Origin of the sequence: Pantoea phosphatilytica, assembly GCF_051025615.1 — a bacterium.
Classification (GTDB): domain Bacteria; phylum Pseudomonadota; class Gammaproteobacteria; order Enterobacterales; family Enterobacteriaceae; genus Pantoea.
This window is the reverse complement of sequence record NZ_JBPFDF010000003.1, coordinates 385,985-408,777: the sequence shown is the minus strand read 5'-3', so window position 1 is coordinate 408,777 and position 22,793 is coordinate 385,985. Positions and strand designations below refer to the sequence as shown.

The following is a 22,793-nucleotide window of genomic DNA, read 5'->3' as shown; positions in this document are numbered from 1 at the left end:
GCGCGACGCTGGCGGTCTGACAGAAACAGGAGAGATTGTGACGGCTGAGAAATACACGCTCTTATTGATTGACGATCATCCCATGCTGCGTAGCGGGCTGAAGCAGCTGACGGAACTGGATCCGCGACTGCAGGTGGTGGCCGAAGCCGGTAACGGCACCGAGGGGCTGGCGCTGGCTCAGCAGCACGATCCTGACCTGATCCTGCTCGATCTCAACATGCCCGGTCTGAACGGTCTGGATGTCCTGACGCAGTTACGCGAAATGGCCCTGTCCGGTCGGGTGGTGGTGTTCAGCGTCTCAGATAACGAGGAGGATGTCGTCAGCGCACTGAAGCGCGGCGCTGACGGATATCTGCTGAAAGATATGGAGCCGGAAGCCCTGCTGAAAGCCCTGTATCAGGCGGCGGCCGGTCAGATTGTCCTGAGTGAGGCGCTGACGCCGATTCTGGTTGCCCGACTGCGTGAAGCGCAGCCTGCGCGGCCGCGCGACATCAGTCAGCTGACCCGGCGTGAACGGGACATTCTGCAACTGATCAGTGACGGGATGACGAACAAAGCCATTGCCCGCAAACTGGCGATCAGCGAAAGCACCGTCAAGGTTCACGTCAAATACCTGCTGAAGAAGATGAACCTCAAATCCCGGCTCGAAGCCGCTGTCTGGGCGTTGCAGAACGGGCTGCACTGACCGGGACCACGCCCTGAAGCAATCCTGTGGCGGTCTGGCTCGCTGAATGGCGGCATAAACCGCGAGCCGTCTCGCAGCAATCGCGCAGGGAGGTGAAAACCGCGACTTTTCTGTCGCCAGCCGCCGCCACATTTGCCAGGATGCCTGTCAGGTTTCACCCGGTCAGGATCGCAGCACCGCGTCAGGCTGGCATATGCCCTGCCCTATTCGTTATCATCGGGTCATCCTGCGCGCCGACGCTAATCCCTTTCGGTTTCATGGGCGTTGACCGCCAGAACTTTACCGCAGCAAAGATGAGTTAAAACCTTATGCAAGAGCCAACCGAAAAGGACTTTCCTTCTCATACGCCAATGATGCAGCAGTACCTGCGCCTCAAGGCAGAGCATCCTGACATTCTGCTGTTTTACCGGATGGGTGACTTCTACGAGCTGTTTTATGACGACGCTAAGCGCGCCTCACAACTGCTGGAGATCTCACTCACCAAACGCGGTGCATCCGCAGGTGAACCGATTCCGATGGCTGGTGTGCCCCATCATGCGGTTGAAGGCTATCTGGCTAAGCTGGTGCAGCTGGGTGAATCGGTTGCCATCTGCGAACAGATCGGCGATCCGGCGCTGAGCAAAGGGCCGGTTGAGCGCAAAGTGGTGCGCATCGTGACCCCCGGCACTATCAGTGATGAGGCGCTGTTGCAGGAGCGGCATGACAATCTGCTGGCGGCGATTGTGCAGAGCCCGCGCGGTTTTGGCTACGCCACTCTGGACATCAGTTCAGGCCGCTTTCGCCTGAGCGAACCCGCCGATGCCGAAACCATGGCGGCCGAGCTGCAGCGCACCAATCCCGCGGAGCTGCTCTACCCCGAAGATTTTCAGGCGATGTCACTGATCGACCAGCGACGCGGCCTGCGCCGCCGTCCGCTGTGGGAGTTTGAGATCGATACCGCGCGTCAGCAGCTTAATCTGCAGTTCGGCACCCGCGATCTTAACGGCTTCGGCGTGGAGAGTGCGCACCTGGGACTGAGCGCGGCGGGCTGCCTGTTGCAGTATGCCAAAGATACGCAGCGCACCACGCTGCCCCATATCCGCTCACTCAGCATGGAGCGGCAGCAGGACAGCATTATCATGGATGCCGCCACCCGCCGTAATCTGGAGATCACTCAGAACATGGCAGGCGGCACCGACAATACTCTGGCGGCCGTGCTGGATAAAACGGTCACGCCAATGGGAAGCCGGATGCTGAAGCGCTGGCTGCATATGCCGCTGCGTGATGTGGAGACGATCACCCAGCGCCAGGCGTCGATTGCCGAGCTGCAGAACCTCAGCGAAGCACTGCAACCGGTGCTGCGTCAGGTTGGCGACTTGGAGCGTATTCTGGCTCGTCTGGCTCTGCGCACCGCCCGCCCGCGCGATCTGGCCCGTATGCGTCACGCTTTCCAGCAATTGCCGGAACTTAACCGGCTGCTGGCCGATGTGCAGGCTCCTCTGCTGCAGAAGCTGCGTACCCGCATGGGCGAGTTTGCCGCACTGCGCGAGCTGCTGGAGCAGGCGGTTATCGAGTCACCGCCGGTGCTGATCCGCGACGGCGGCGTAATTGCCCCCGGCTACAACGCGGAGCTGGATGAGTGGCGCGCGCTGGCCGATGGTGCCACCGACTACCTCGACAGGCTGGAGGTCCGTGAGCGCGAGAAGCTGGGGCTGGATACCCTGAAGGTCGGATTTAACGGCGTACACGGCTATTACATCCAGGTCAGCCGCGGGCAGAGCCATCAGGTTCCGATGCACTATGTACGCCGTCAGACGCTGAAAAATGCCGAGCGCTACATCATTCCGGAACTCAAGGAGTATGAAGACAAAGTTCTCACCTCCAAAGGCAAAGCCCTGTCGCTGGAAAAAAGTCTCTATGAGGCGCTGTTCGACCAGCTGCTGCCCCATCTTGAAGATCTGCAGCTGAGTGCAGCGGCGCTGGCTGAGCTGGATGTGCTAAGCAACCTGGCGGAACGCGCCTGGACGCTTAACTATTGCCGTCCGGTATTACAGGATAAAGCCGGGATTAAAATCAGCGGCGGTCGCCATCCTGTGGTTGAACAGGTGCTGAAAGAGCCGTTTATTGCCAACCCGCTGTCGCTGGCGCCTCAGCGCAGGATGCTGATTATTACCGGGCCCAATATGGGCGGTAAAAGTACCTATATGCGGCAGGCGGCGCTGATTGCGCTGATGGCCTGGACGGGAAGTTTTGTGCCCGCCGATGAGGCGCTGATTGGCCCGCTGGACCGCATCTTTACCCGCGTCGGGGCGGCTGATGACCTGGCCTCCGGCCGTTCGACCTTTATGGTAGAGATGACGGAAACCGCCAACATCCTGCACAACGCCACCGAAAACAGTTTGGTGCTGATGGATGAGATTGGCCGTGGCACCTCAACCTATGACGGTCTGTCGCTGGCCTGGGCCTGCGCCGAGAACCTGGCCAACCGCATCAAGGCCATGACGCTGTTTGCTACGCACTACTTTGAGCTGACCACCCTGCCGGAAAAAATGGAGGGCGTCGTCAACGTCCATCTGGATGCCGTCGAGCATGGAGAGACGATCGCCTTTATGCACAGCGTACAGGATGGCGCGGCGAGTAAGAGCTATGGTCTGGCCGTGGCCGCGCTGGCTGGCGTGCCCAAAGAGGTGATTAAGCGGGCGCGGAACAAGCTGAAGGAGCTGGAAACGGTGTCCGGCCACGCCGCGTCCTCGACCGTGGATGGGTCTCAGCTGCCGCTGCTGGTTGAGGAGACATCGCCTGCCGTAGAGGCGCTGGAAGCACTGGACCCGGATACGCTGACACCGCGTCAGGCTCTCGACTGGATTTACCGTCTTAAGTCGCTGGTCTGACACTCTGCCGCGCCGCCATGCGGTGCGGTTCTTCCCTGCTTTCCGCCTTCCGATCACGTCTCACTTTTCCGCAGGCATAAAAAAAGCGGTGGTTTTCACCACCGCTTTTCGCGTCAGTCAGCCGAATGGCTTAGTGACGATTATTCACGAAAGAGTGCTTCAATGTTGAGGCCCTGCGCCTGCAGGATTTCGCGCAGACGGCGCAAACCTTCAACCTGAATCTGACGTACACGCTCGCGGGTTAAGCCGATTTCACGACCCACATCCTCCAGCGTTGCAGCTTCATAGCCTAACAGGCCGAAGCGACGTGCCAGCACTTCACGCTGCTTGGCGTTCAGTTCGAACAGCCATTTGACGATGCTTTGTTTCATATCATCGTCCTGCGTGGTGTCTTCCGGGCCGTTGTCTTTTTCATCGGCCAGAATATCCAGCAGCGCTTTCTCAGAATCTCCGCCTAACGGCGTATCGACTGAGGTGATGCGTTCGTTGAGACGCAACATGCGGCTTACATCATCAACCGGTTTATCCAGCTGCTCAGCGATCTCTTCCGCACTCGGCTCATGGTCAAGCTTGTGCGAAAGTTCACGCGCAGTACGCAGATAAACATTCAGTTCTTTCACGATGTGAATCGGCAGACGAATGGTACGGGTTTGATTCATGATCGCCCGTTCAATAGTCTGACGAATCCACCAGGTGGCATACGTTGAAAAACGGAACCCGCGCTCCGGGTCAAATTTCTCAACGGCGCGAATCAGCCCGAGGTTACCTTCTTCAATCAGGTCCAGCAGGGCTAAACCACGATTGCTGTAACGACGGGCGATTTTTACCACCAGGCGTAAGTTACTTTCAATCATACGGCGACGGGAAGGGATATCACCCCGCAATGCACGGCGAGCGAAGAACACTTCTTCCTCTGCCGTTAACAACGGAGAATAGCCAATCTCCCCAAGATAGAGCTGCGTCGCATCTAAGACACGCTGCGTCGCACCCTGTGATAGCAACTCCTCTTCCGCTACGTCGCTATCACTGGCTTCGTTTTCAACGAGAGCCTTCTCGTCAAAAATTTCAGCTCCGTTCTCATCGAATTCCGCGTTCTCATGTAACTCGTTTACTTTCAGCGTATTCTGGCTCATAAGCGGCTCCTACCCGTGATTCCAGGGCAGAACATAAAGCTGTTGTGTTCTGCCGGATTATCGCTGCGGTAAATAACGCAACGGGTTTACGGATTTCCCCTTGTAACGAATTTCAAAATGTAATCTGACTGAACTGGTTCCGGTGCTACCCATGGTAGCGATCTTTTGCCCCGCCTTAACTTCCTGTTGTTCCCGGACCAGCATTGTATCGTTGTGGGCGTAGGCGCTCAGGTAATCATCATTGTGTTTAATGATGATTAAATTACCGTAACCCCGGAGTGCGTTACCTGCGTACACCACGCGTCCTGAAGCCGTGGCAACCACAGATTGTCCGCGTGTCCCGGCGATATCGATGCCTTTATTGCCACCTTCGGCGGCAGAGAAGTTATCGATAATCTTCCCATCAGTCGGCCAGCGCCAGCTTCCGACCGGCGTTGAACTGTTGGTTGTGCTGCTAACCGTAGGGGGTGCGGTAATCACTGGAGCTGTTGTCGTTGCAACATTTGCTCCTTTCGAAGGCAACAGTTTGCTGCCACCCGAAGTTCCCGAATCATCAGAATACGTAATAACAGGTTGCTGTGCAACAGCAGGAGATTTAATTTGTGGTGCCGCCGGAACCCCGCCCTGCGTTGCATCAGCAGCGGTAATGGAATTTCCACCGGTAATCGGCTGGCCCGACCCATTTCCAATCTGTAAAGTCTGTCCGACATTCAGGCTGTATGGCGCAGGAACGTTGTTGCGCTGGGCTAAATCGCGGAAATCGTTGCCGGTAATCCAGGCAATGTAAAACAATGTGTCTCCGCGCTTAACGGTATAAGTTTCACCGGAGTAGCTACCCTTGGGAATATTCTGGTAACTGCGGTTGTACACTATACGGCCATTCTGCGTCTCAACATTATTGCTGGTACTAATCATTCCACCGCTGGCTGGGGCAGATGCTGAATTTCTGCTTAACATTTGTCCCTGAGTGGGTGCGGCAGGAATACCACCCGAAACCTGGCCTCCGCCCGACTGGCTATTCAGCATGCCGCCATCATCGCCGACGCGACTGATGGGCGCCTGAGAATTGTCGCCAGAGCTGCATCCTGCCAGCCAGAAACCTACCAGTGAAAGAGCCGCCAGACGGCGTAACTGAAAAAGTGTGCTTCCCGTGCTCATTAATCCCCCGTGATGGCAGCGCTGTTCTGTGTGTTTCACTGTACCTGCCAGCAGAATGCTCTGCATGGCGCGGTAAAATCTGCGTTTTTATTGAATAAACCGGATAGTAACAACATCAGCTACGTGGTGCCATGAAACAGTTGTGAAGAAATACGTAGAAGGTCAGGCCAGATCGCCCTGTACCAGAGGCACAAAACGCACCGGCTCGATGATCTCCTCCACGACATCTTCACCCTGACGACGCAGGCGCTTCAGTACCTGCTGATCCTCGCCAACCGGCAGCACCATAATGCCGCCTTCTGCCAGTTGTGCTATCAGCGCAATCGGAATTTCCGGCGGTGCCGCCGTGACGATAATGGCATCGAACGGGCCACGCGACGGCCAGCCCTGCCAGCCATCGCCGTGGCGGGTGGAGACATTATGCAGATCCAGCTGCTTGAGACGGCGTTTAGCCTGCCACTGCAGCCCTTTAATGCGCTCCACGGAATAGACGTGATCGACCAGATGGGCCAGAATCGCCGTCTGATAGCCGGAGCCGGTGCCAATCTCCAGCACCCGCGAATGCGGATTTAGCGCCAGCAGTGCGGTCATTCGCGCCACCATATAGGGCTGAGAAATCGTCTGTCCGGAGCCGATAGGCAGAGCAACATTGTCCCAGGCTTTGTGCTCAAACGCCTCGTCGATAAAACGCTCACGCGGCACGTCACTCATGGCCTTCAGCAGATTTTCATCGTCGATGCCCTGCTGACGCAGTTGTGACAGCAATGTCTCGATACGCCGGTTCACCATGCCAGGTTTACCTCAGCTTTGGTCAGCCAGTCGCTGAGCACATCCTGCGCGCTGTGCGCCGTTAAGTCGACGTGCAGCGCGGTGACAGACACGTAGCCCTGATCCACGGCGGCGAAATCCGTATCCGGCCCCGCATCCAGCTGTTCGCCGGGCGGGCCAATCCAGTAGAGGGTATTGCCGCGCGGATCCTGCTGGGCAATCACCTGATCGGCAGGATGACGGCTGCCGCAGCGCGTAACGCGGATGCCTTTAAGCTCTGCCAGTGGCAAATCGGGAACGTTGATATTGAGAATACGGCCCGTGCGCAGCGGTTCATGGGTCAGCGCCCTGAGGATGGCGCAGACCACCGCCGCCGCCGTCGCGTAGTGCTCGTGGCCGTTCAGCGACACCGCAATGGCCGGTAAGCCAAGATGCCGCCCCTCCATCGCGGCCGCCACCGTGCCGGAGTAGATCACATCATCACCCAGATTGGGACCGGCGTTAATGCCTGACACCACAATATCGGGACGCGGCTGCATCAGTGCATTCACCCCCAGATAGACACAATCGGTCGGCGTGCCCATCTGAACCGCGATATCGCCGTTTTCATGGGTAAAGGTGCGCAGAGGCGTTTCCAGGGTTAATGAGTTCGAGGCACCGCTTCGGTTACGATCGGGGGCAACCACCTGCACGTCAGCAATCTGCCGCAGGGCTTTCGCCAGAGTCTGAATCCCTGGCGCATGAATGCCGTCATCGTTGCTGAGCAATATCCGCATTTCGTTCTGACCTTTTTTTATTCGACTGGTCGCTGTAACTGAACCTGTCTGAACGGCATGGCGACAGGTGGGACATGGACAGCGATTTTTGCATTCTAGCGAGGCACGCGAGGAAGTGGTAGGCGTAAATCACAGGACGACGGGGGTTTGCCGCAACATTACCCACACAGCGGGTCAGGTTGCGGCAATGCTTATTCATCAGGCTGGTCGGGCGAGTCCGCGTAAGTCAGCAGTTCCCGGACAACGCTGGTGGCAAAGCTGCCGGCGGGCAGCCAGAACGCCAGCGCCAGTGTCGCCGCATCCTGCCAGTGCCACTGCATATCGCGCGGCACCACCAGCATCGCGCGGCGTGCGGCGTCCACTTTCTCGCGTTCGAGCAGTCCGGTCAGCAGCGTGGCATCCGCCAGTGCCTGCTGTTCAAAGGCCAGCGCCTCCGCCTGCGGGCCTGGCTCGCCCCGCCCCGGCAGCGGCGCGGTAATGCGCAGCTCATGCTGGTTGACCCGGCGCTGCGACTCAGCCAGCTCATCGGGCTGGGCGACAAACCAGCTGCCGCGCCCGGTCAGCTGCAGTGCATCGCCGTTGAGCACCTGAGTCAGTCCACCCTGCTGCTGCAGACGTGCGCTGGTCACCTGATTAAACAGCGCACTGCGCGCGACAGAGAGCATCAGGCTGCGTTTGTTGCGGTCGCGCAGGGTGATCTCATTGCGCGCCCACTTCTGCGCCATCGCGAGATTGTTACCACCGCGACCAAAACGCTGCTCACCGAAATAGTTCGGCACGCCCGCCGCGCAGATCTGCGCCAGCCGGGTTTCAACGGCATCACGGTCGCTGATTTCACGAATGACCAGCCGGAAGGCGTTGCCTGCCAGCGCACCGATGCGCAGCTTACGCTTGTGACGTACCGCCTGCAGAATCTCTACGCCTTCCAGCGCGAAACCGCGCAGATCGGGCATGGTATTGCCCGGCAGACGAAAACAGAGTGTCTGCTCTGTTACCGCGTGGCGGTCTTTCATTCCGGCATAGCTGAGATCGCGCGCAGGTACGCCAAGATATTTTGCCAGCGCTTCCGCCACGAAGCGGGTGTTAGCCCCTACTTTCCGGATGCGCACCAGCAGATGCTCACCTTCCCCATCCGGGCCATAACCCAGATCTTCCACCACCACAAAGTCTTCCGGCTTCGCCTTGATGACGCCAGAGGCGGCGGGCGCACCGTGCAGGTAAGTCAGATTCATTGGCTGTCTGCTTTCAACAGTAAGGCCACCGCCTCGCAGGCGATCCCTTCACCGCGCCCGGTAAAGCCCAGCTTTTCGGTGGTGGTGGCTTTCACGTTGACCGCATCCATATGGCAGCCCAGATCTTCTGCAATATTGATTCGCATCTGCGGCACATGCGGCAGCATTTTAGGTGCCTGCGCGATAATCGTGACGTCCACATTGCCGATGCGATAGCCTTTGGCTTCGATACGACGCCAGGCCTCGCGCAGCAGGCCCCGGCTGTCCGCGCCTTTAAAGGCGGGATCGGTGTCGGGAAACAGTTTGCCGATATCGCCCATCGCGACGGCCCCCAGCAGAGCGTCAGTGAGCGCATGCAGCGCCACATCACCATCCGAATGGGCGATAAAACCGTGCTCAAATGGGATCCGCACACCGCCAATCACTAACGGACCTTCTCCGCCAAAGGCGTGAACGTCAAAACCGTGACCGATACGCATCATGCGCTCTCCTTTAATTGAATCTGACTGAGATAAAATGCCGCCAGCGCCAGATCTTCTGGCCGGGTGACTTTGATGTTATCGCTGCGTCCGCTGACCAGCAGCGGATGGTAGCCACAGTACTCCAGCGCCGAGGCTTCATCGGTGATGGTGGCACCTTCGGCCAGCGCCCGCGTCAGGCAGGCGGTAAGCAGCGCATGCGGGAAGAACTGCGGCGTTAAGGCGTGCCAGAGGTCATCGCGTTCCACCGTGTGGGCGACCGCCGCTTTGCCCGGCTCGCCCCGTTTCATGGTGTCGCGCACCGGCGCGGCCAGAATGCCGCCGACGTGACTCTGCTGACGCACATTCAGCAGTTGCTGAAGATCGTCGGGATGCAGGCAGGGACGCGCGGCGTCATGGACCAGCACCCACGCGGAACCCTGAGCGGCCTGTAAGCCAGCCAGCACCGATTCAGCACGCGTCTCACCGCCCGTCACCCGGAGCACACGCGGATCCTGGGCCAGCGGCAGTGAACTGAAGTACTGATCGTCGGGGCTGAGGGCGACAATAACCTGTCGGATAGCAGGATGGGAAAACAGACGGGCAATGCTGTGTTCCAGAAGGGTGTGCTGACCAATCGTCAGATACTGCTTCGGACAGGTTGCCTGCATGCGGCTGCCGATCCCGGCAGCGGGCACCACGGCAATCACATCCGCAAGGGAGGCCAGAGTGTTCATGTTTTATCGTTGTTGGTTTTGCGCAGAGAGTTGCGCGTTGCGTTTGTTCTGGTCAGGCACCAGACGATAGAAAGTCTCACCGGGCTTAATCATGCCCAGTTCATTGCGTGCACGCTCCTCGATCGCTTCCGAGCCGCCATTGAGATCGTCAATTTCGGCAAACAGCTGATCGTTGCGCGATTTCAGTTTGGCATTGTTTGCCTGTTGCACCGCGACATCATCATTGACGCGCGTATAGTCATGGATGCCATTTTTCCCCAGCCACAACGAATATTGCAGCCAGCCCAGCAGCACCAGTAACAGTAACGTCAGTTTTCCCATCCCGCCCCCTAAAAACGGCCCAATCATCCCATAACTTTGCCAAGGACTCCACACCAGCGGCGAAAATGGCGCGCTTTGCGCTGTGTCTGCGCAAAATATGAATCAGTGCCGATTCTTAGGGAAAAGATTTGTAACCTGCCGATGCGTTTGCACATCAGTGCAGGCGGAGAGAGGCGTTACCAGCCGGAAAGAAAAGAGAACATCAGCCAGAAGAGCGTCACCACGATAAATACCGTGGCGAGCGCAGCCCAGAGCCACTGACCGCTGAGCAGCGTGTTCAGTGCAATACCTGTGACCACGGCAACCGGCAGCAGCGCCAGAAAGAATGGCCAGGTATAAAGAAAGAAAAACAGCGTGTTAGAGCCGAACAGCAGGAAAGGGATCGCCAGCGCGCACCAGTAAGCGAGAAAGCCGATTACGCCACCCGGCAGCAATGAGCGCGGCTCATCACGGGAGGCGTCATCTTTACGGGCGAGCATTGGGGTAATGTTCTGCATAGGCATCCTGTTGGCACGAGGGCGGCAAATCAGAAGCGATCTGCCGCTGTCTCTTCAGGATCTGATGATATCGCGGTCGCGCAGCAGGTCTAACAATTGGGCCGCCAGTTTTGTAACCAATTGTTCGCCATCCAGCAGGATTTCCGGGCTGTCCGGTGCCTCGTAAACGCTGTCAATGCCGGTAAAATTACGCAGTTCACCGGCGCGCGCTTTTCGATAGAGCCCTTTGGGATCGCGTGCTTCACACACCGCCAGCGGCGTATCAACAAACACCTCGATAAACTGCCCCGGTTCCAGCAGATCGCGCACCATCTGCCGCTCGGCGCGATGCGGCGAGATAAAGGCCGTCAGCACTACCAGCCCGGCATCCACCATCAGTTTCGCCACTTCGCCGACCCGCCGGATATTCTCTTTGCGGTCATCATCGCTGAAACCGAGGTCACGGCAGAGGCCGTGACGCACGTTATCACCGTCCAGCAGATAGGTGCTGACGCCGATGCGATGCAGCGCCTGCTCCAGCGCGCCCGCAACGGTCGATTTACCCGAGCCAGACAGCCCGGTAAACCACAGCACCACCCCCTGATGGCCATGCTGCTGCTCGCGTGAGGCGCGGGTCACCGGATGATCATGCCACACCACGTTCTCATCATGCACGGCCATTACTGACCGCCCAGCAGATCACGCGCATTCCAGTGCGGGAAGTGGCGGCGCACCAGCGCATTCAGTTCCAGTTCAAAGGCGCTGAACTCACCGCTGTTAACCGGCGCATCCAGGTGCGGCTGATGGATCATGCCAGCCCCGACGGTGACGTTGCTCAGGCGATCGACAAAGATCATGCCGCCGGTTACCGGGTTCTGCTGATAGCTGTCGAGCACCATCGGCTCATCAAAGGTGATCTCAACGCGACCGATGCCGTTCAGCGGCAGCGCATCGACCTGATGCGTCTCCAGCGAGTTGATCTCAACCTGATGCAGCACCTTTTCCACCCGGCCACGGCTCTTTTTACCGGCGATTTTCAGGTCGTAGCTCTGACCGGCCTGCAGCGGCTGCTCTGCCATCCAGACCACGTCAACGCTGGCCGACTGAACCGCCGTCAGCGTTTCACCAGCGTCAACCAGCAGATCGCCGCGGCTGATATCAATCTCATCCTGCAGCACCAGCGTGATCGCCTCGCCAGCGCCCGCTTCCTGCAGATCGCCATCAAAGGTGACGATGCGCGCAACGGTGGACTCGACGCCGGAAGGCAGCACTTTCACACGCTGTCCCACCTGCACGCTGCCCGACGCCAGCGTACCGGCATAGCCACGGAAATCCAGGTTCGGACGGTTGACGTACTGCACCGGGAACCGCATTGGCTGATGATCGACGACGCGCTTCAGCTCCACGGTTTCCAGCACATCCAGCAGCGTCGGGCCGCTGTACCACGGCATGGTCTGGCTGGCAGAGGCGACGTTGTCCCCTTCCAGCGCCGACATCGGCACAAAGCGGATGTCGAGATCCTCCGGCAACTGGGCCGCAAAATCGAGGTAATCCTGTTTGATCTGTTCGAAGCGTTCCTGGCTGTACTCCACCAGATCCATCTTGTTGATCGCCACGACCAGATGTTTGATCCCCAGCAGCGTCGAGATAAAGCTGTGACGGCGGGTCTGATCCAGCACGCCTTTGCGCGCGTCGATCAGCAGGATCGCCAGGTCACAGGTTGAAGCGCCGGTCGCCATGTTACGGGTGTACTGCTCGTGGCCCGGCGTGTCGGCGATGATAAATTTACGCTTTTCGGTTGAGAAGTAGCGGTAGGCCACATCGATGGTAATGCCCTGCTCACGCTCCGCCTGCAGGCCATCCACCAGCAGTGCCAGATCCAGCTTCTCACCCTGGGTGCCGTGACGCTTGCTGTCGTTGTGCAGCGAGGAGAGCTGATCTTCATAGATCTGACGGGTGTCATGCAGCAGACGACCGATCAGGGTACTTTTTCCATCGTCCACGCTGCCGCAGGTCAGAAAACGCAGCAGGCTTTTGTGTTGCTGCGCGGTCAGCCAGGCTTCAACGCCGCCCTGGTCGGCAATCTGTTGTGCAATTACGGTATTCATCTGGCGTCTCCTTAGAAATAACCCTGACGTTTTTTCAGTTCCATCGAACCGGACTGATCGCGATCGATCACGCGGCCCTGACGCTCGCTGGTGGTGGAAACCAGCATCTCTTCGATGATCTCCGGCAGCGTCTGCGCCTCCGACTCTACGGCGCCGGTCAGCGGCCAGCAGCCCAGCGTACGGAAACGCACCATCCGTTCGGTGATCTCCTCGCCCGGCTGCAGGTTGATGCGATCGTCATCGATCATCATCAGCATGCCATCACGCTCCAGCACCGGACGCGGTGCGGCGAGATAGAGCGGCACGATCTCGATGTTTTCCAGGAAGATGTACTGCCAGATATCCAGTTCGGTCCAGTTCGACAGCGGGAAGACGCGAATGCTTTCGCCTTTGTTGATCTGACCGTTGTAGTTGTGCCACAGCTCAGGACGCTGGTTTTTCGGGTCCCAGCGGTGGAAACGGTCGCGGAAGGAGTAGATACGCTCTTTCGCGCGAGACTTCTCTTCGTCACGACGTGCGCCGCCAAAGGCCGCATCAAAACCATATTTGTTCAGCGCCTGCTTCAGCCCTTCGGTCTTCATGATGTCCGTGTGTTTGGCACTGCCGTGGACAAAGGGGTTGATCCCCATCGCCACGCCTTCCGGGTTGCGGTGAACCAGCAGCTCTGCGCCCATCGCCTTCACGGTGCGGTCACGGAATTCGTACATTTCACGGAATTTCCAGCCGGTATCCACATGCAGCAGCGGGAATGGCAGCGTGCCGGGGTAGAAGGCTTTGCGCGCCAGATGCAGCATGACGGACGAATCTTTACCGATGGAATACATCATCACCGGATTGCTGAACTCCGCCGCCACTTCGCGAATGATATGGATACTCTCCGCCTCCAGCTGACGCAGATGAGTGAGTCGTTTTTGGTCCATGATTTTCCCTCAAGCCAGATTGACAACGGCGGACTCGCGAGTCCCCTGCTGTGCCGAATGTTTAAACCAGGCGAGTTGCCCGTGCAGATTGACCACCTCTCCAATCACCAGCAGCGCCGGAGTGGGTGCTGAGGCGGCCAGCGCCTCAAGTTGTTCTAAGGTGCCGGTCAGCACCTGCTGATCCTGGCGGGTACCGCGGCTGATGACCGCTACCGGCGTGGATGGCGCACCACCGTGCGTGATTAACGCTTCGCTGATCGCGGCCGCCTTCACGGTACCCATATAGATCGCCAGCGTCTGACGCGCACGCGCCAGCGATGGCCAGTCGATGTCATGCCCGTCCGGGCGGCAGTGACCGGTGATAAACATTACGCTCTGCGCGTAGTCGCGATGCGTCAGCGGAATACCGGCATAGGCCGTTGCGCCTGCGGCGGCCGTAACGCCCGGCACCACTTGGAAGGGAACACCCGCCTGCTGTGCCGCCTGCAGCTCTTCGCCACCGCGGCCAAAGATAAAGGGATCTCCCCCCTTGAGCCGCACGACCCGCTTACCCTTAAGCGCCAGGGAAACCAGCAGCTGGTTGATCTCGTCCTGCGGCAGCGTATGGGCGCTGGCGCGTTTGCCGACGCAGATGCGGTCGGCATCGCGGCGCACCAGATCCAGCACCTCTTCACTGACCAGATGGTCATACAGCACCACGTCGGCCAGCTGCATCACCTGCAGCCCGCGCAGCGTCAGCAGGCCGCTGTCGCCCGGGCCCGCGCCCACCAGGAAGATCTCGCCCTGACGGGTGGGTTCGGCCTGAAGTTCACGATCCAGCGTCTGTTTCGCCTCTTCCACATTGCCGGCGGACATCTGGCTGGCAAACTGCCCCTCAAAGGCGCGTTCCCAGAAGCGGCGACGGTCAGACATGCGGCTGAAGCGCTGTTTGACCTTATCGCGCCAGAGTCCGGCCACCTCCGCCATCTGTCCCAGACTGGCGGGCAGCAGCGTTTCGATTTTTTCGCGCAGCATACGGGCCAGCACCGGTGCGGTGCCGCTGGAGGAGATCGCCACCACCAGTGGTGAGCGGTCAACAATCGAAGGGAAGATAAAGGTGCATTTCGGCTGGTCATCGACCACGTTGACCAGCTTATGCCGCGCATTAGCGGCTTCGAAAACCCGGGTATTGAGTGCGTTATCGTCGGTGGCGGCAATCACCAGAAAGACGTTATCCAGCTGGGCCGGATCAAATTCTGTCGCCACCCACTCCAGCGCCTGCTCATCCAGCAGTGCCTGCAGTTCAGGGCAGAGCTCACGGGACGCGATCTGAATATGCGCGCGCGCGCGGCGCAGCAGTTCAATTTTACGCGCCGCAATATCTCCACCGCCGACAACCAGAACCGGGCGGCCAGAGAGATCGGCAAAAAGAGGCAGATAGTTCACGTTAACCCTGATGTTTTAACTTTGTATTAACGGGACTATACGTCGCGGGGTTCAGGCAGATGAAATTACGAATTGGAATGAGTAGTTACCGAATGGAATAAAGCCCCCGCAAAGCACAGAACAAATTGATCTTAAGAGATGAAATTTAATGGCTTTTTCGTGAAACGGTTCACAGATTCAGGCGCCCCGGCGCCTGGCCAAAAGCAGATAAGTGCCAGCAGTAATAGCACGCCGTGCTGAGCGGCGGCCTCAGCGCCCGAATCCACTCACCAGATAGCGGAACAAAAGGAGTATAATGCGTCCGGCGTGACGGGCCGTGACCCGCACACAGCACGGCTCCCGGATAACGAAAAAAAAGGATGCACTATGTTTTGTTCCCTCCGCTTGAGGGTAGCGACAGTTTTGTTTGGCGCACTCATTTCTCCGCTGGCGCTGGCGCTGCCAGCCGGTCAGTTTGCCGAGCAGCAGGTCCGGCACATCGCCACCCTCTTCCCCGGCCGGATGAGCGGCAGCCCGGCGGAGCTGATGGCAGCGGACTATCTGCAGCAGCAATTCTCCGCACTGGGTTATCAGACTAATACCCGGCAGTTCAACACCGGCTACAGGTGGCAGGAGGATGACGGCACGCAGCGCTGGCATAAGCTCACGGCCACCTCGGTCATTGCCGCACGCGCAGGCAGCGTGCCGCAGGAAATCCTGATCGTGGCGCATCTCGATACCTGGACGCCGCAAAACAGCAGTCAGGCCCGCCGTAACCTGGGCGGCTTACGCCTGCAGGGTGTCGACGATAACGCCTCGGGCCTGGGGGTGATGCTGGAGCTGGCCCAGCAGCTGAGCCATAAACCGCTGCACTACGGCATACGCTTTGTGGCGCTGAGCGCCGGGGAGTCGGACCTGCACGGTATGGACGATTATGTTGCGCGGATGAGCGCGCGTGAAAAGAAAAACACGCTGCTGGTGATCGATCTGAACAGCCTGATCACCGGCGATCATCTCTATTTCAACAGCGGCATGAACACGCCACGCGTCGTGCGCAAGCAGACCAGCGAACGCGCGCTGGTGCTGGCGCGTCAGCAGGGTATCCCGGCGGCCAGCTATCAGATCAGCCACAACGATTTTAAAGGCCCGAATGCCTTTGACCGGGCGGGCTTCCCGCTGCTGGATGTGACCGCCAGCAACCGGGCGCTGGGTAACAAAGATGGCGGTATCCAGCGTCATCGCAGCCGTCACTTTCCGGATGGCGTCACCCGTCATCAGACCGATCTGGATAACCTGAGCTATCTTGACCGCTGGCTGCCGGGCCAGATAGCGTTGCGAACCCGCGACAGCGTGCGCGTGCTGCTGCCGCTGATCAGCGAACTGGCCAACCCCAAAGTGTAAGGATCTGACATGTACGTGGTCTTTCTGAACTATGTTCGTCCGGTTGAGGAGGTGGAAGCCCTGCTGGCCCCCCATATTGACTGGCTTGACCGCTATTTTGCGGCAGAGGTGTTTATCGCGGCAGGCCGCAAAGATCCGCGCACCGGCGGTATGCTGCTGGTCAGGGATATCGAACGGGAGCGGCTGGATGCGATTCTGGCGGAAGATCCGTTTGTCGCCGTGGCGCAGTATGAGGTGACGAAGGTTAATGTGACCCGGTCAGCGGACGCCTTTGCCGCACTAAGCGGGATTTAGCGGCGAACGGCCATGCGTCGGGCGCAGGGCCGTTCAGGGCTTCTCTCCCGCAGCGGGAGAGAAGCGCAGCATCACCCTTCGTGCAGGCCGCACTCGCGTTTCAGCCCGAAGAAGCGCGTCTCCTCCTCTGCCATACCCGGTTCCCACTTGCGGGTGGTATGGGTATCGCCCACGGAGAGATAGCCCTCATCCCACAGCGGATGGTACTTCAGCTTGTGCTGCTCCAGATACTGATGAATCTGACGGTTGTCCCAGTCGATGATCGGCAGCAGCTTAAAGACGCCACGCTGCACGCCCAGCACCGGCAGATTGGCCCGGCTGCCGGACTGATCGCGTCGTAAGCCGGCAAACCAGGTCTGCGCACCCAGCGTCTCCAGCGCGCGGTTCATCGGCTCAACCTTGTTGATCTCGTTATATTTCTCAATCCCCTCTACGCCCTGCTCCCACAGTTTGCCGTAGCGCGCTTCCTGCCAGGCCGGTGAGGTGTCGGCGCGGAAAACTTTGAGGTTGAGATTGAGCTGGTCGGCCAGCTCATCAATAAAACGATAGGTCTCCGGGAAGAGATAGCCAGTGTCCGTCAGGATCACCGGGATATTGGGCTGCTGACGCGTCACCAGATGCAGCGACACCGCGGCCTGAATCCCGAAGCTGGACGAGAGCACATAGGCACCCGGCAGATTCTCCAGCGCCCAGCTGACCCGCTCTTCCGCTGAGGCTTTCTCCAGCTGCGCATTGGTCGCGGCCAGCGCCATTGCGCGCTGGACCTTAGACATCGCATTCAGTGCGGCGAGGTCGGGCTGACTCATTTTGCTTCCTCCCAGAAATCGCGTGCCGGGTCCAGCACCGGCGCAACAATGCCTGCGCGGATGGTGAAGTCACCAAAGCCTTCCGCGGCCTGGCGTTCGGTGGCCCAGCGTCCCACCAGCTCATCAATGGTGGCGAGAATTTCGCTTTCGTTAATGTTTTCCCGATACATACGGGGGATGCGCGTCCCGATGCGGTTACCGCCCAGGTGCAGGTTGTAACGCCCCGGCGCTTTACCCACCAGGCCCAGCTCTGCCAGCATGGCACGGCCACAGCCGTTAGGACAACCGGTGACGCGTAACACAATGTGCTCATCACCCACACCATGCGCATGCATAATCTCTTCGACTTTGGTCACGAACGCAGGCAGGAAGCGCTCAGCTTCCGCCATCGCCAGCGGACAGGTCGGGAAGGCCACACAGGCCATGGAGTTTTCACGCTGCGGCGTCACCTGCTCCATCAGACCATGTTCACGGGCAATCGCTTCAATCGTCGCTTTTTCACTTTCCGGCACGCCTGCCACAATCAGGTTCTGGTTGGCGGTCAGGCGGAAATCGCCCTGATGGATTTTCGCAATTTCCGCAATCCCGCTTTTCAGCGGACGGCCCGGATAGTCGAGCAGGCGGCCGTTTTCGATAAACAGCGTCAGGTGCCATTTATTGTCGATGCCTTTAATCCAGCCAATGCGATCGCCACGGGTGGTGAGCTCATAGGGGCGGATCGGTTCAAAGGTCACGCCTGCGCGCTTCTCGACTTCCGCTTTAAAGGTTTCGACGCCAACGCGCTCCAGAGTGTATTTGGTCTTAGCGTTTTTACGATCGGTACGGTTACCCCAGTCGCGCTGCGTCGTGACGACCGCGGCGGCCACATCCAGGATCTTCTCTGCCGGGAAGTAGCCAAACTCACTGGCGGTGCGGGCATACGTAGCTTTGTTGCCGTGCTCAATTGACAGCCCGCCACCGACCAGCAGGTTAAAGCCTGTCAGCCTGCCCTGCTCGGCAACGGCGACAAAGTTCAGATCGTTGGCGTGCAGATCCACATCGTTATGCGGCGGGATCACGACGGTCGTTTTGAATTTACGCGGCAGATAAGTTTCGCCGAGGATCGGCTCCTCATCGGTGGTCGCGACTTTTTCCTGATCCCACCAGATCTCCGCATAGGCGCGGGTGCGCGGCAGCAGATGCTCAGAGAGCTTCTTCGCCCACTCATACGCTTCCTGATGCAGCTCTGACTCCACCGGGTTTGAGGTACAGAGCACGTTACGGTTCACGTCGTTGGCGGTCGCCAGCGCATCCAGCCCCACTTCGTGCAGCATCTGGTGCGTCGGCTTCACGTTCTTCTTCAGAATACCGTGGAACTGAAAGGTCTGACGGTTCGTCAGACGGATGCTGCCATAAATCGTTTTATCGGTGGCGAATTTGTCGATAGCCAGCCACTGCGTTGGCGTAATGATGCCGCCCGGCAGACGGCAGCGCAGCATCATGGCGTGACGCGGCTCCAGCTTCTGCTCAGCGCGCTCGGCACGGATATCGCGGTCATCCTGCTGGTACATGCCGTGAAAACGGATTAGCAGGAAGTTATCGCCGGTAAAGCCGCCGGTCAGGCCCTCTTCCAGATCTTCTTTAATAGTGCCACGCAGATAGTTGCTCTGCTTCTTCAGACGCTCGGCATCTGACAGTTTGCCTTCTACAACCAGCGGTCCAGGGTGTTTATCGCTCATTAGTAAACGTCTCGCTGATAACGGCGCTCAATGCGCAGCTCACTTAAAAATTCGTCGGCCGCTTCACGATCCATTCCGCCGTGTTCGACCACCACATCCAGCAGTGCCTGCTCGACGTCTTTTGCCATACGATTTGCGTCACCGCATACGTAAAGGTGTGCGCCCTCTTCAATCCAGCGCCACACTTCCGCCCCTTTCGCGCGGATCTTATCCTGAACGTAAATCTTTTCGGCCTGATCGCGTGACCAGGCGAGGTCGATGTGGGTCAGCAGACCATCCTTCACATATTTCTGCCACTCCACCTGATAGAGGAAGTCCTCCGTGAAGTGCGGATTACCAAAGAATAGCCAGTTTTTACCGCTGGCACCGTCGTTGTCGCGCTGCTGCATAAAGGCGCGGAACGGGGCGATGCCGGTGCCCGGGCCGATCATGATCACGGGTGCATCCGGATTGGCTGGCAGGCGGAAATTGTCGTTGTGTTCGATAAAGACGCGGACCTCGCCCTCTTCTTCGATGCGATCGGCCAGCCAGGTGGAGGCCCCGCCGCCGCGCTGACGACCTTCGATATCGAAGCGAACGGCACCGACGGTGATGTGCACTTCGCTGTCGGTTTCCGCCTGGGATGAGGCGATAGAGTAGAGTCGCGGCGTCAGCGGACGCAGCAGCGTGGTCAGCTGTTCAGCGGTAAGTTCAGCCGGGGCCAGACGCACCATATCCACGATCGGATAGCGCTGCGCATACTGCTGCAGGCGCGCTTTATCATCCACCAGCGACAGCAGCTCAGCATCTTTCGACAGCTGAGCATACTGCGCTACGATCTGTGCGGTGTTCACCGTCAGTTCAAAATGTTTCTGCAGCGCCTCTGCCAGCGGCAGCGTGACACCATTCACCGCGACCGGCTCATCGCCTTTCAGCCAGACCAGTTCCAGCAGTTCGCTGACCAGCGCCGCATCGTTTTCATACCAGACGCCCAGCGCATCGCCAGGCTGGTAGCGCAGACCCGAGTCGCCCAGATCGATTTCGATATGGCGCACATCTTTGTCGGAATCACGGCCGGTGATCTTCTGGTTCACCGCCAGGCTTGCGCTGAGCGGTGACTCTTTGCTGTAAGGGCTGGTGGTGACTTCGTTGACGCTGCCTGCGGCGGTCGCCGTCGCCTGGGCGGGCGATTCGGCGGGCACCCGCTGTTTCAGGATCGCCGTCAGCGCGCTGCGCCAGGCGATGGCCTGATCCGCATACTCGACATCGGCATCGACCCGATCCAGCAGACGCTCGGCGCCCAGCTCGGCCAGGCGGCTGTCGAAATCCTTGCCTGCCTGACTGAAGAATTCGTAGGAGGTATCGCCCAGGCCAAAAACGGCAAAGGCCGCACCCTCCATTTTTGGTGCCTTCTTCGACATCAGGAATTTATGCAGCGCCACCGCCTCTTCCGGCGGCTCGCCTTCACCCTGGGTGGAGGTCACGACGACCAGCAGCTTCTCCTGGCCAATCTGTTTGAACTTGTAATCCCCGGCATTCACCAGGCTGACGTTCAGCTTCGCGGCCAGCAGGTCATCGCGCAGCTGCTCAGCCAGTCGGCGGGCATTGCCCGTCTGCGAGGCGGAGAGCAGCGTAATGGCTGGCGCTTCGACCGCGGCGGGTGGCGGGCTGGCGACGGCGCTGCCCGGGGTCTGTTCCACCCGGCCCCAGAAATAGCCTGACAGCCACGCCAGTTGAGTCGGGGAATAATCTGTCGTCGCCGCCTGTAAGCGGGCGAGTTGTTCCGGGGAGAGCGGAAGCATTGAACCAGGTGCCTGAGTCGTCATCGCGTAAAAAATTCCAGTATCAGAAGTCCGGACCGTAAATGGCGGAAGAGTACGTAGGTTACCGGGCTGTATATTAACGATTAAATACACCTTCGACATATCAAATAACCAAAATGACTAAGTGGTTTTCCAGATAGGCCTAATCGCTAAAAGTGGTAATTAAAGCGGTGATATATCAGTTAATTAGCTGGGCACCCGCAGGCGGTGCGGCGGGAAAAGAGACGCTTTGTGCTATGCGGGTGCGAAAAAAGCGCTAATCAGGTAGAATCCAGCGGTTTTTAAATGTCTGAGAACCACTATGTCTACCACCCTGTTTAAAGAGTTCCAGTTCGAAGCCGCGCACCATTTACCGAATGTGCCGGCCGGACACAAATGTGGCCGTCTGCACGGTCACTCGTTCCTGGTTCGTCTGGAGATCACCGGCGAAGTGGATGCGCATACCGGCTGGGTAATGGATTTTGCTGAATTAAAAGCGGCGTTTAAGCCGGTCTATGATCGTCTGGATCACTACTACCTGAATGAGATTCCCGGCCTGGAAAATCCCACCAGCGAAGTGCTGGCCAGATGGATCTGGGATCAGATGAAGCCGCAGCTGCCGCTGTTAACCGCGGTTATGATCAAAGAAACCTGCACTGCAGGCTGCGTTTACCGCGGCTAACCCTGTCGGATCGAAGTTTTCGATCCGACACGTCCCCTCTCCGCTCCCGCTCACCTTAGGTTTAGCTCCCCGGCGCGCTGCCGCAGGGTCAGGCAATATTGAGATATTTGTGGGTCTGCATCGACAGACGCCAGTTGCGGGCAATGCAGGTTTCAATGCAGAGCCGGGTGGCATCCTCTTTGCGGCTGATCGGCTGTAACGCGATGATGCGCGCTTTGGCATCCTTGACGCCTGCCAGCAGCTGATCCAGCGCTTCCACATCCCGCTCGCGGGCGACCGGATGTTTGATCTCATCGGCCCGGCTCAGCGCCTGATCCAGCACGTCGTAGCCACCGCGCATGTTGACCTTTGGCGAGACGGTCACCCAGGTCTGTTCGGAACAGTGGATCGCATGCGTGCCGCTGGTTTCGATCTGACACTGAAAACCCTGCTCTTCCAGGGCTGTGGTCAACGGACGCAGGTCGTAGATCGCCGGTTCACCGCCGGTGATGACCACATGCCGGGCCGTCCAGCCCTGCTCTGCGATGGCGCGCAGCAGCGTCGTCGCGTCGGCGTCGCCCCAGGCGTCGCTTTCCACCGTTTTAATCAGAATATCGCCCAGCGACGTTTCCCGATCTGCCCGCTTTTCCCAGGTATGTTTGGTATCGCACCAGCTGCAGCCTACCGGGCATCCCTGCAGGCGAATGAAGATAGCAGGCACGCCGGTGTAATAGCCTTCGCCCTGCAGCGTCTGGAACATTTCGTTAATCGGGTAGAACATTTTTTACTCACCTGGAGAAATCGGGGCGCTGATTATGGCAGATTTGCCGCGCAGCTCAACCACGCGTCGTGCTTTTTCTCTGCGCCGGGCAGAACAGAGAAAGGCGCGTTAAGACGACTGACAGGCGCAAAACGCAGCGGAGGGAGAGGCGTTCTGCGCAGGGAACTGGGCGGGCGGGCAGAGAGGCCGGGTCTGGCCGTTTGCTGCCGGGCCGACGCCTTCGCATCGGTAAGCCGCCGCCAACAAAAAGCCCCGCACGGGGCGGGGCTTTCAGCATCTGTGATGCCGCGTGAAGCGACATCAGC

The 22,793-nt window shown here is 58.9% G+C and carries 22 protein-coding genes; 5 read left to right on the top strand and 17 right to left on the bottom strand.

Annotated features, from left to right (window positions below):
• The first annotated feature begins 37 nt into the window (after positions 1-37).
• Positions 38-685 (top strand): two-component system response regulator NarL, encoded by a 648-nt coding sequence (gene narL, locus ACR6AS_RS14550; RefSeq protein ID WP_293770337.1) that lies wholly within the window; start codon positions 38-40, stop codon positions 683-685.
• Positions 686-993: 308 nt separating this feature from the next.
• Entirely contained in the window at positions 994-3,555 is a 2,562-nt protein-coding gene (mutS, locus tag ACR6AS_RS14545; RefSeq protein WP_111142181.1) for a DNA mismatch repair protein MutS, read from the top strand.
• A gap of 140 nt (positions 3,556-3,695) precedes the next feature.
• Here mutS and rpoS read toward each other — a convergent pair whose 3' ends face one another.
• The 13 genes from rpoS to cysG all read right to left on the bottom strand — a co-directional run bounded on the left by rpoS (position 3,696) and on the right by cysG (position 15,067).
• Positions 3,696-4,688 carry an RNA polymerase sigma factor RpoS gene (gene rpoS, locus ACR6AS_RS14540; RefSeq protein ID WP_009086923.1) on the bottom strand — a complete coding sequence of 331 codons (993 nt, stop codon included), beginning with the start codon at positions 4,686-4,688 and terminating at the stop codon, positions 3,696-3,698.
• Between the two features lie 57 nt (positions 4,689-4,745).
• Entirely contained in the window at positions 4,746-5,846 is a 1,101-nt protein-coding gene (gene nlpD, locus ACR6AS_RS14535; RefSeq protein WP_111142180.1) for a murein hydrolase activator NlpD, read from the bottom strand.
• A 162-nt stretch (positions 5,847-6,008) separates the two neighbouring features.
• Positions 6,009-6,635 (bottom strand): protein-L-isoaspartate(D-aspartate) O-methyltransferase, encoded by a 627-nt coding sequence (locus ACR6AS_RS14530; RefSeq protein WP_293770342.1) that lies wholly within the window; start codon positions 6,633-6,635, stop codon positions 6,009-6,011.
• Positions 6,629-7,390, bottom strand: a complete 762-nt coding sequence (gene surE, locus ACR6AS_RS14525; RefSeq protein ID WP_367395787.1) for a 5'/3'-nucleotidase SurE — start codon at positions 7,388-7,390, stop codon at positions 6,629-6,631. Before surE ends, ACR6AS_RS14530 begins: the two co-directional genes overlap by 7 nt.
• 191 nt (positions 7,391-7,581) lie before the next feature.
• Positions 7,582-8,622 carry a tRNA pseudouridine(13) synthase TruD gene (gene truD, locus ACR6AS_RS14520; protein WP_111141647.1) on the bottom strand — a complete coding sequence of 347 codons (1,041 nt, stop codon included), beginning with the start codon at positions 8,620-8,622 and terminating at the stop codon, positions 7,582-7,584.
• The gene (ispF, locus tag ACR6AS_RS14515) at positions 8,619-9,101 is read right to left on the bottom strand and encodes a 2-C-methyl-D-erythritol 2,4-cyclodiphosphate synthase (RefSeq protein WP_293770465.1); all 483 of its coding nucleotides are present in this window, start codon (positions 9,099-9,101) and stop codon (positions 8,619-8,621) included. Before ispF ends, truD begins: the two co-directional genes overlap by 4 nt.
• Positions 9,101-9,817 (bottom strand): 2-C-methyl-D-erythritol 4-phosphate cytidylyltransferase, encoded by a 717-nt coding sequence (gene ispD, locus ACR6AS_RS14510; protein ID WP_111141645.1) that lies wholly within the window; start codon positions 9,815-9,817, stop codon positions 9,101-9,103. The genes ispF and ispD overlap by 1 nt, the downstream gene beginning before the upstream one ends.
• A gap of 3 nt (positions 9,818-9,820) precedes the next feature.
• Positions 9,821-10,138 carry a cell division protein FtsB gene (gene ftsB, locus ACR6AS_RS14505; protein ID WP_111141653.1) on the bottom strand — a complete coding sequence of 106 codons (318 nt, stop codon included), beginning with the start codon at positions 10,136-10,138 and terminating at the stop codon, positions 9,821-9,823.
• Positions 10,139-10,314: 176 nt separating this feature from the next.
• A complete protein-coding gene (locus ACR6AS_RS14500; RefSeq protein WP_418803383.1) occupies positions 10,315-10,635 on the bottom strand; it encodes a DUF3561 family protein in 321 nt (106 codons plus the stop codon).
• A gap of 54 nt (positions 10,636-10,689) precedes the next feature.
• Positions 10,690-11,295: an adenylyl-sulfate kinase gene (gene cysC / locus ACR6AS_RS14495; protein WP_434162633.1), complete on the bottom strand. Its 606-nt coding sequence runs from the start codon at positions 11,293-11,295 to the stop codon at positions 10,690-10,692.
• The gene (gene cysN / locus ACR6AS_RS14490; protein ID WP_111141639.1) at positions 11,295-12,722 is read right to left on the bottom strand and encodes a sulfate adenylyltransferase subunit CysN; all 1,428 of its coding nucleotides are present in this window, start codon (positions 12,720-12,722) and stop codon (positions 11,295-11,297) included. The genes cysC and cysN overlap by 1 nt, the downstream gene beginning before the upstream one ends.
• A gap of 11 nt (positions 12,723-12,733) precedes the next feature.
• The gene (cysD, locus tag ACR6AS_RS14485; RefSeq protein WP_111141637.1) at positions 12,734-13,642 is read right to left on the bottom strand and encodes a sulfate adenylyltransferase subunit CysD; all 909 of its coding nucleotides are present in this window, start codon (positions 13,640-13,642) and stop codon (positions 12,734-12,736) included.
• 9 nt (positions 13,643-13,651) lie between these two features.
• Positions 13,652-15,067, bottom strand: a complete 1,416-nt coding sequence (gene cysG / locus ACR6AS_RS14480; RefSeq protein ID WP_434162631.1) for a siroheme synthase CysG — start codon at positions 15,065-15,067, stop codon at positions 13,652-13,654.
• Between the two features lie 366 nt (positions 15,068-15,433).
• Here cysG and ACR6AS_RS14475 point away from each other — a divergent pair, with 366 nt between their 5' ends.
• On the top strand, positions 15,434-16,447 hold the full coding sequence (locus tag ACR6AS_RS14475) for an aminopeptidase (protein WP_111141633.1): 1,014 nt from the start codon (positions 15,434-15,436) through the stop codon (positions 16,445-16,447).
• Between the two features lie 9 nt (positions 16,448-16,456).
• Positions 16,457-16,741, top strand: a complete 285-nt coding sequence (locus ACR6AS_RS14470; RefSeq protein WP_111141631.1) for a YciI family protein — start codon at positions 16,457-16,459, stop codon at positions 16,739-16,741.
• A gap of 71 nt (positions 16,742-16,812) precedes the next feature.
• On the opposite strand, the gene ACR6AS_RS14465 is transcribed toward ACR6AS_RS14470, so the two are convergent.
• From ACR6AS_RS14465 to cysJ, 3 genes are read right to left on the bottom strand one after another with little or no spacing between them, the layout of a single operon-like run.
• Positions 16,813-17,547 carry a phosphoadenylyl-sulfate reductase gene (locus ACR6AS_RS14465; RefSeq protein ID WP_293770354.1) on the bottom strand — a complete coding sequence of 245 codons (735 nt, stop codon included), beginning with the start codon at positions 17,545-17,547 and terminating at the stop codon, positions 16,813-16,815.
• Entirely contained in the window at positions 17,544-19,265 is a 1,722-nt protein-coding gene (gene cysI, locus ACR6AS_RS14460; protein ID WP_434162627.1) for an assimilatory sulfite reductase (NADPH) hemoprotein subunit, read from the bottom strand. Before cysI ends, ACR6AS_RS14465 begins: the two co-directional genes overlap by 4 nt.
• The gene (gene cysJ, locus ACR6AS_RS14455; protein WP_111141625.1) at positions 19,265-21,070 is read right to left on the bottom strand and encodes an NADPH-dependent assimilatory sulfite reductase flavoprotein subunit; all 1,806 of its coding nucleotides are present in this window, start codon (positions 21,068-21,070) and stop codon (positions 19,265-19,267) included. Before cysJ ends, cysI begins: the two co-directional genes overlap by 1 nt.
• A 298-nt stretch (positions 21,071-21,368) precedes the next feature.
• On the opposite strand from cysJ, the gene queD reads away from it, so the two are divergent.
• Positions 21,369-21,728, top strand: a complete 360-nt coding sequence (queD, locus tag ACR6AS_RS14450; protein ID WP_128086326.1) for a 6-carboxytetrahydropterin synthase QueD — start codon at positions 21,369-21,371, stop codon at positions 21,726-21,728.
• A gap of 88 nt (positions 21,729-21,816) precedes the next feature.
• On the opposite strand, the gene queE is transcribed toward queD, so the two are convergent.
• Positions 21,817-22,488, bottom strand: a complete 672-nt coding sequence (gene queE / locus ACR6AS_RS14445; protein ID WP_293770360.1) for a 7-carboxy-7-deazaguanine synthase QueE — start codon at positions 22,486-22,488, stop codon at positions 21,817-21,819.
• Positions 22,489-22,793 lie beyond the last annotated feature (305 nt).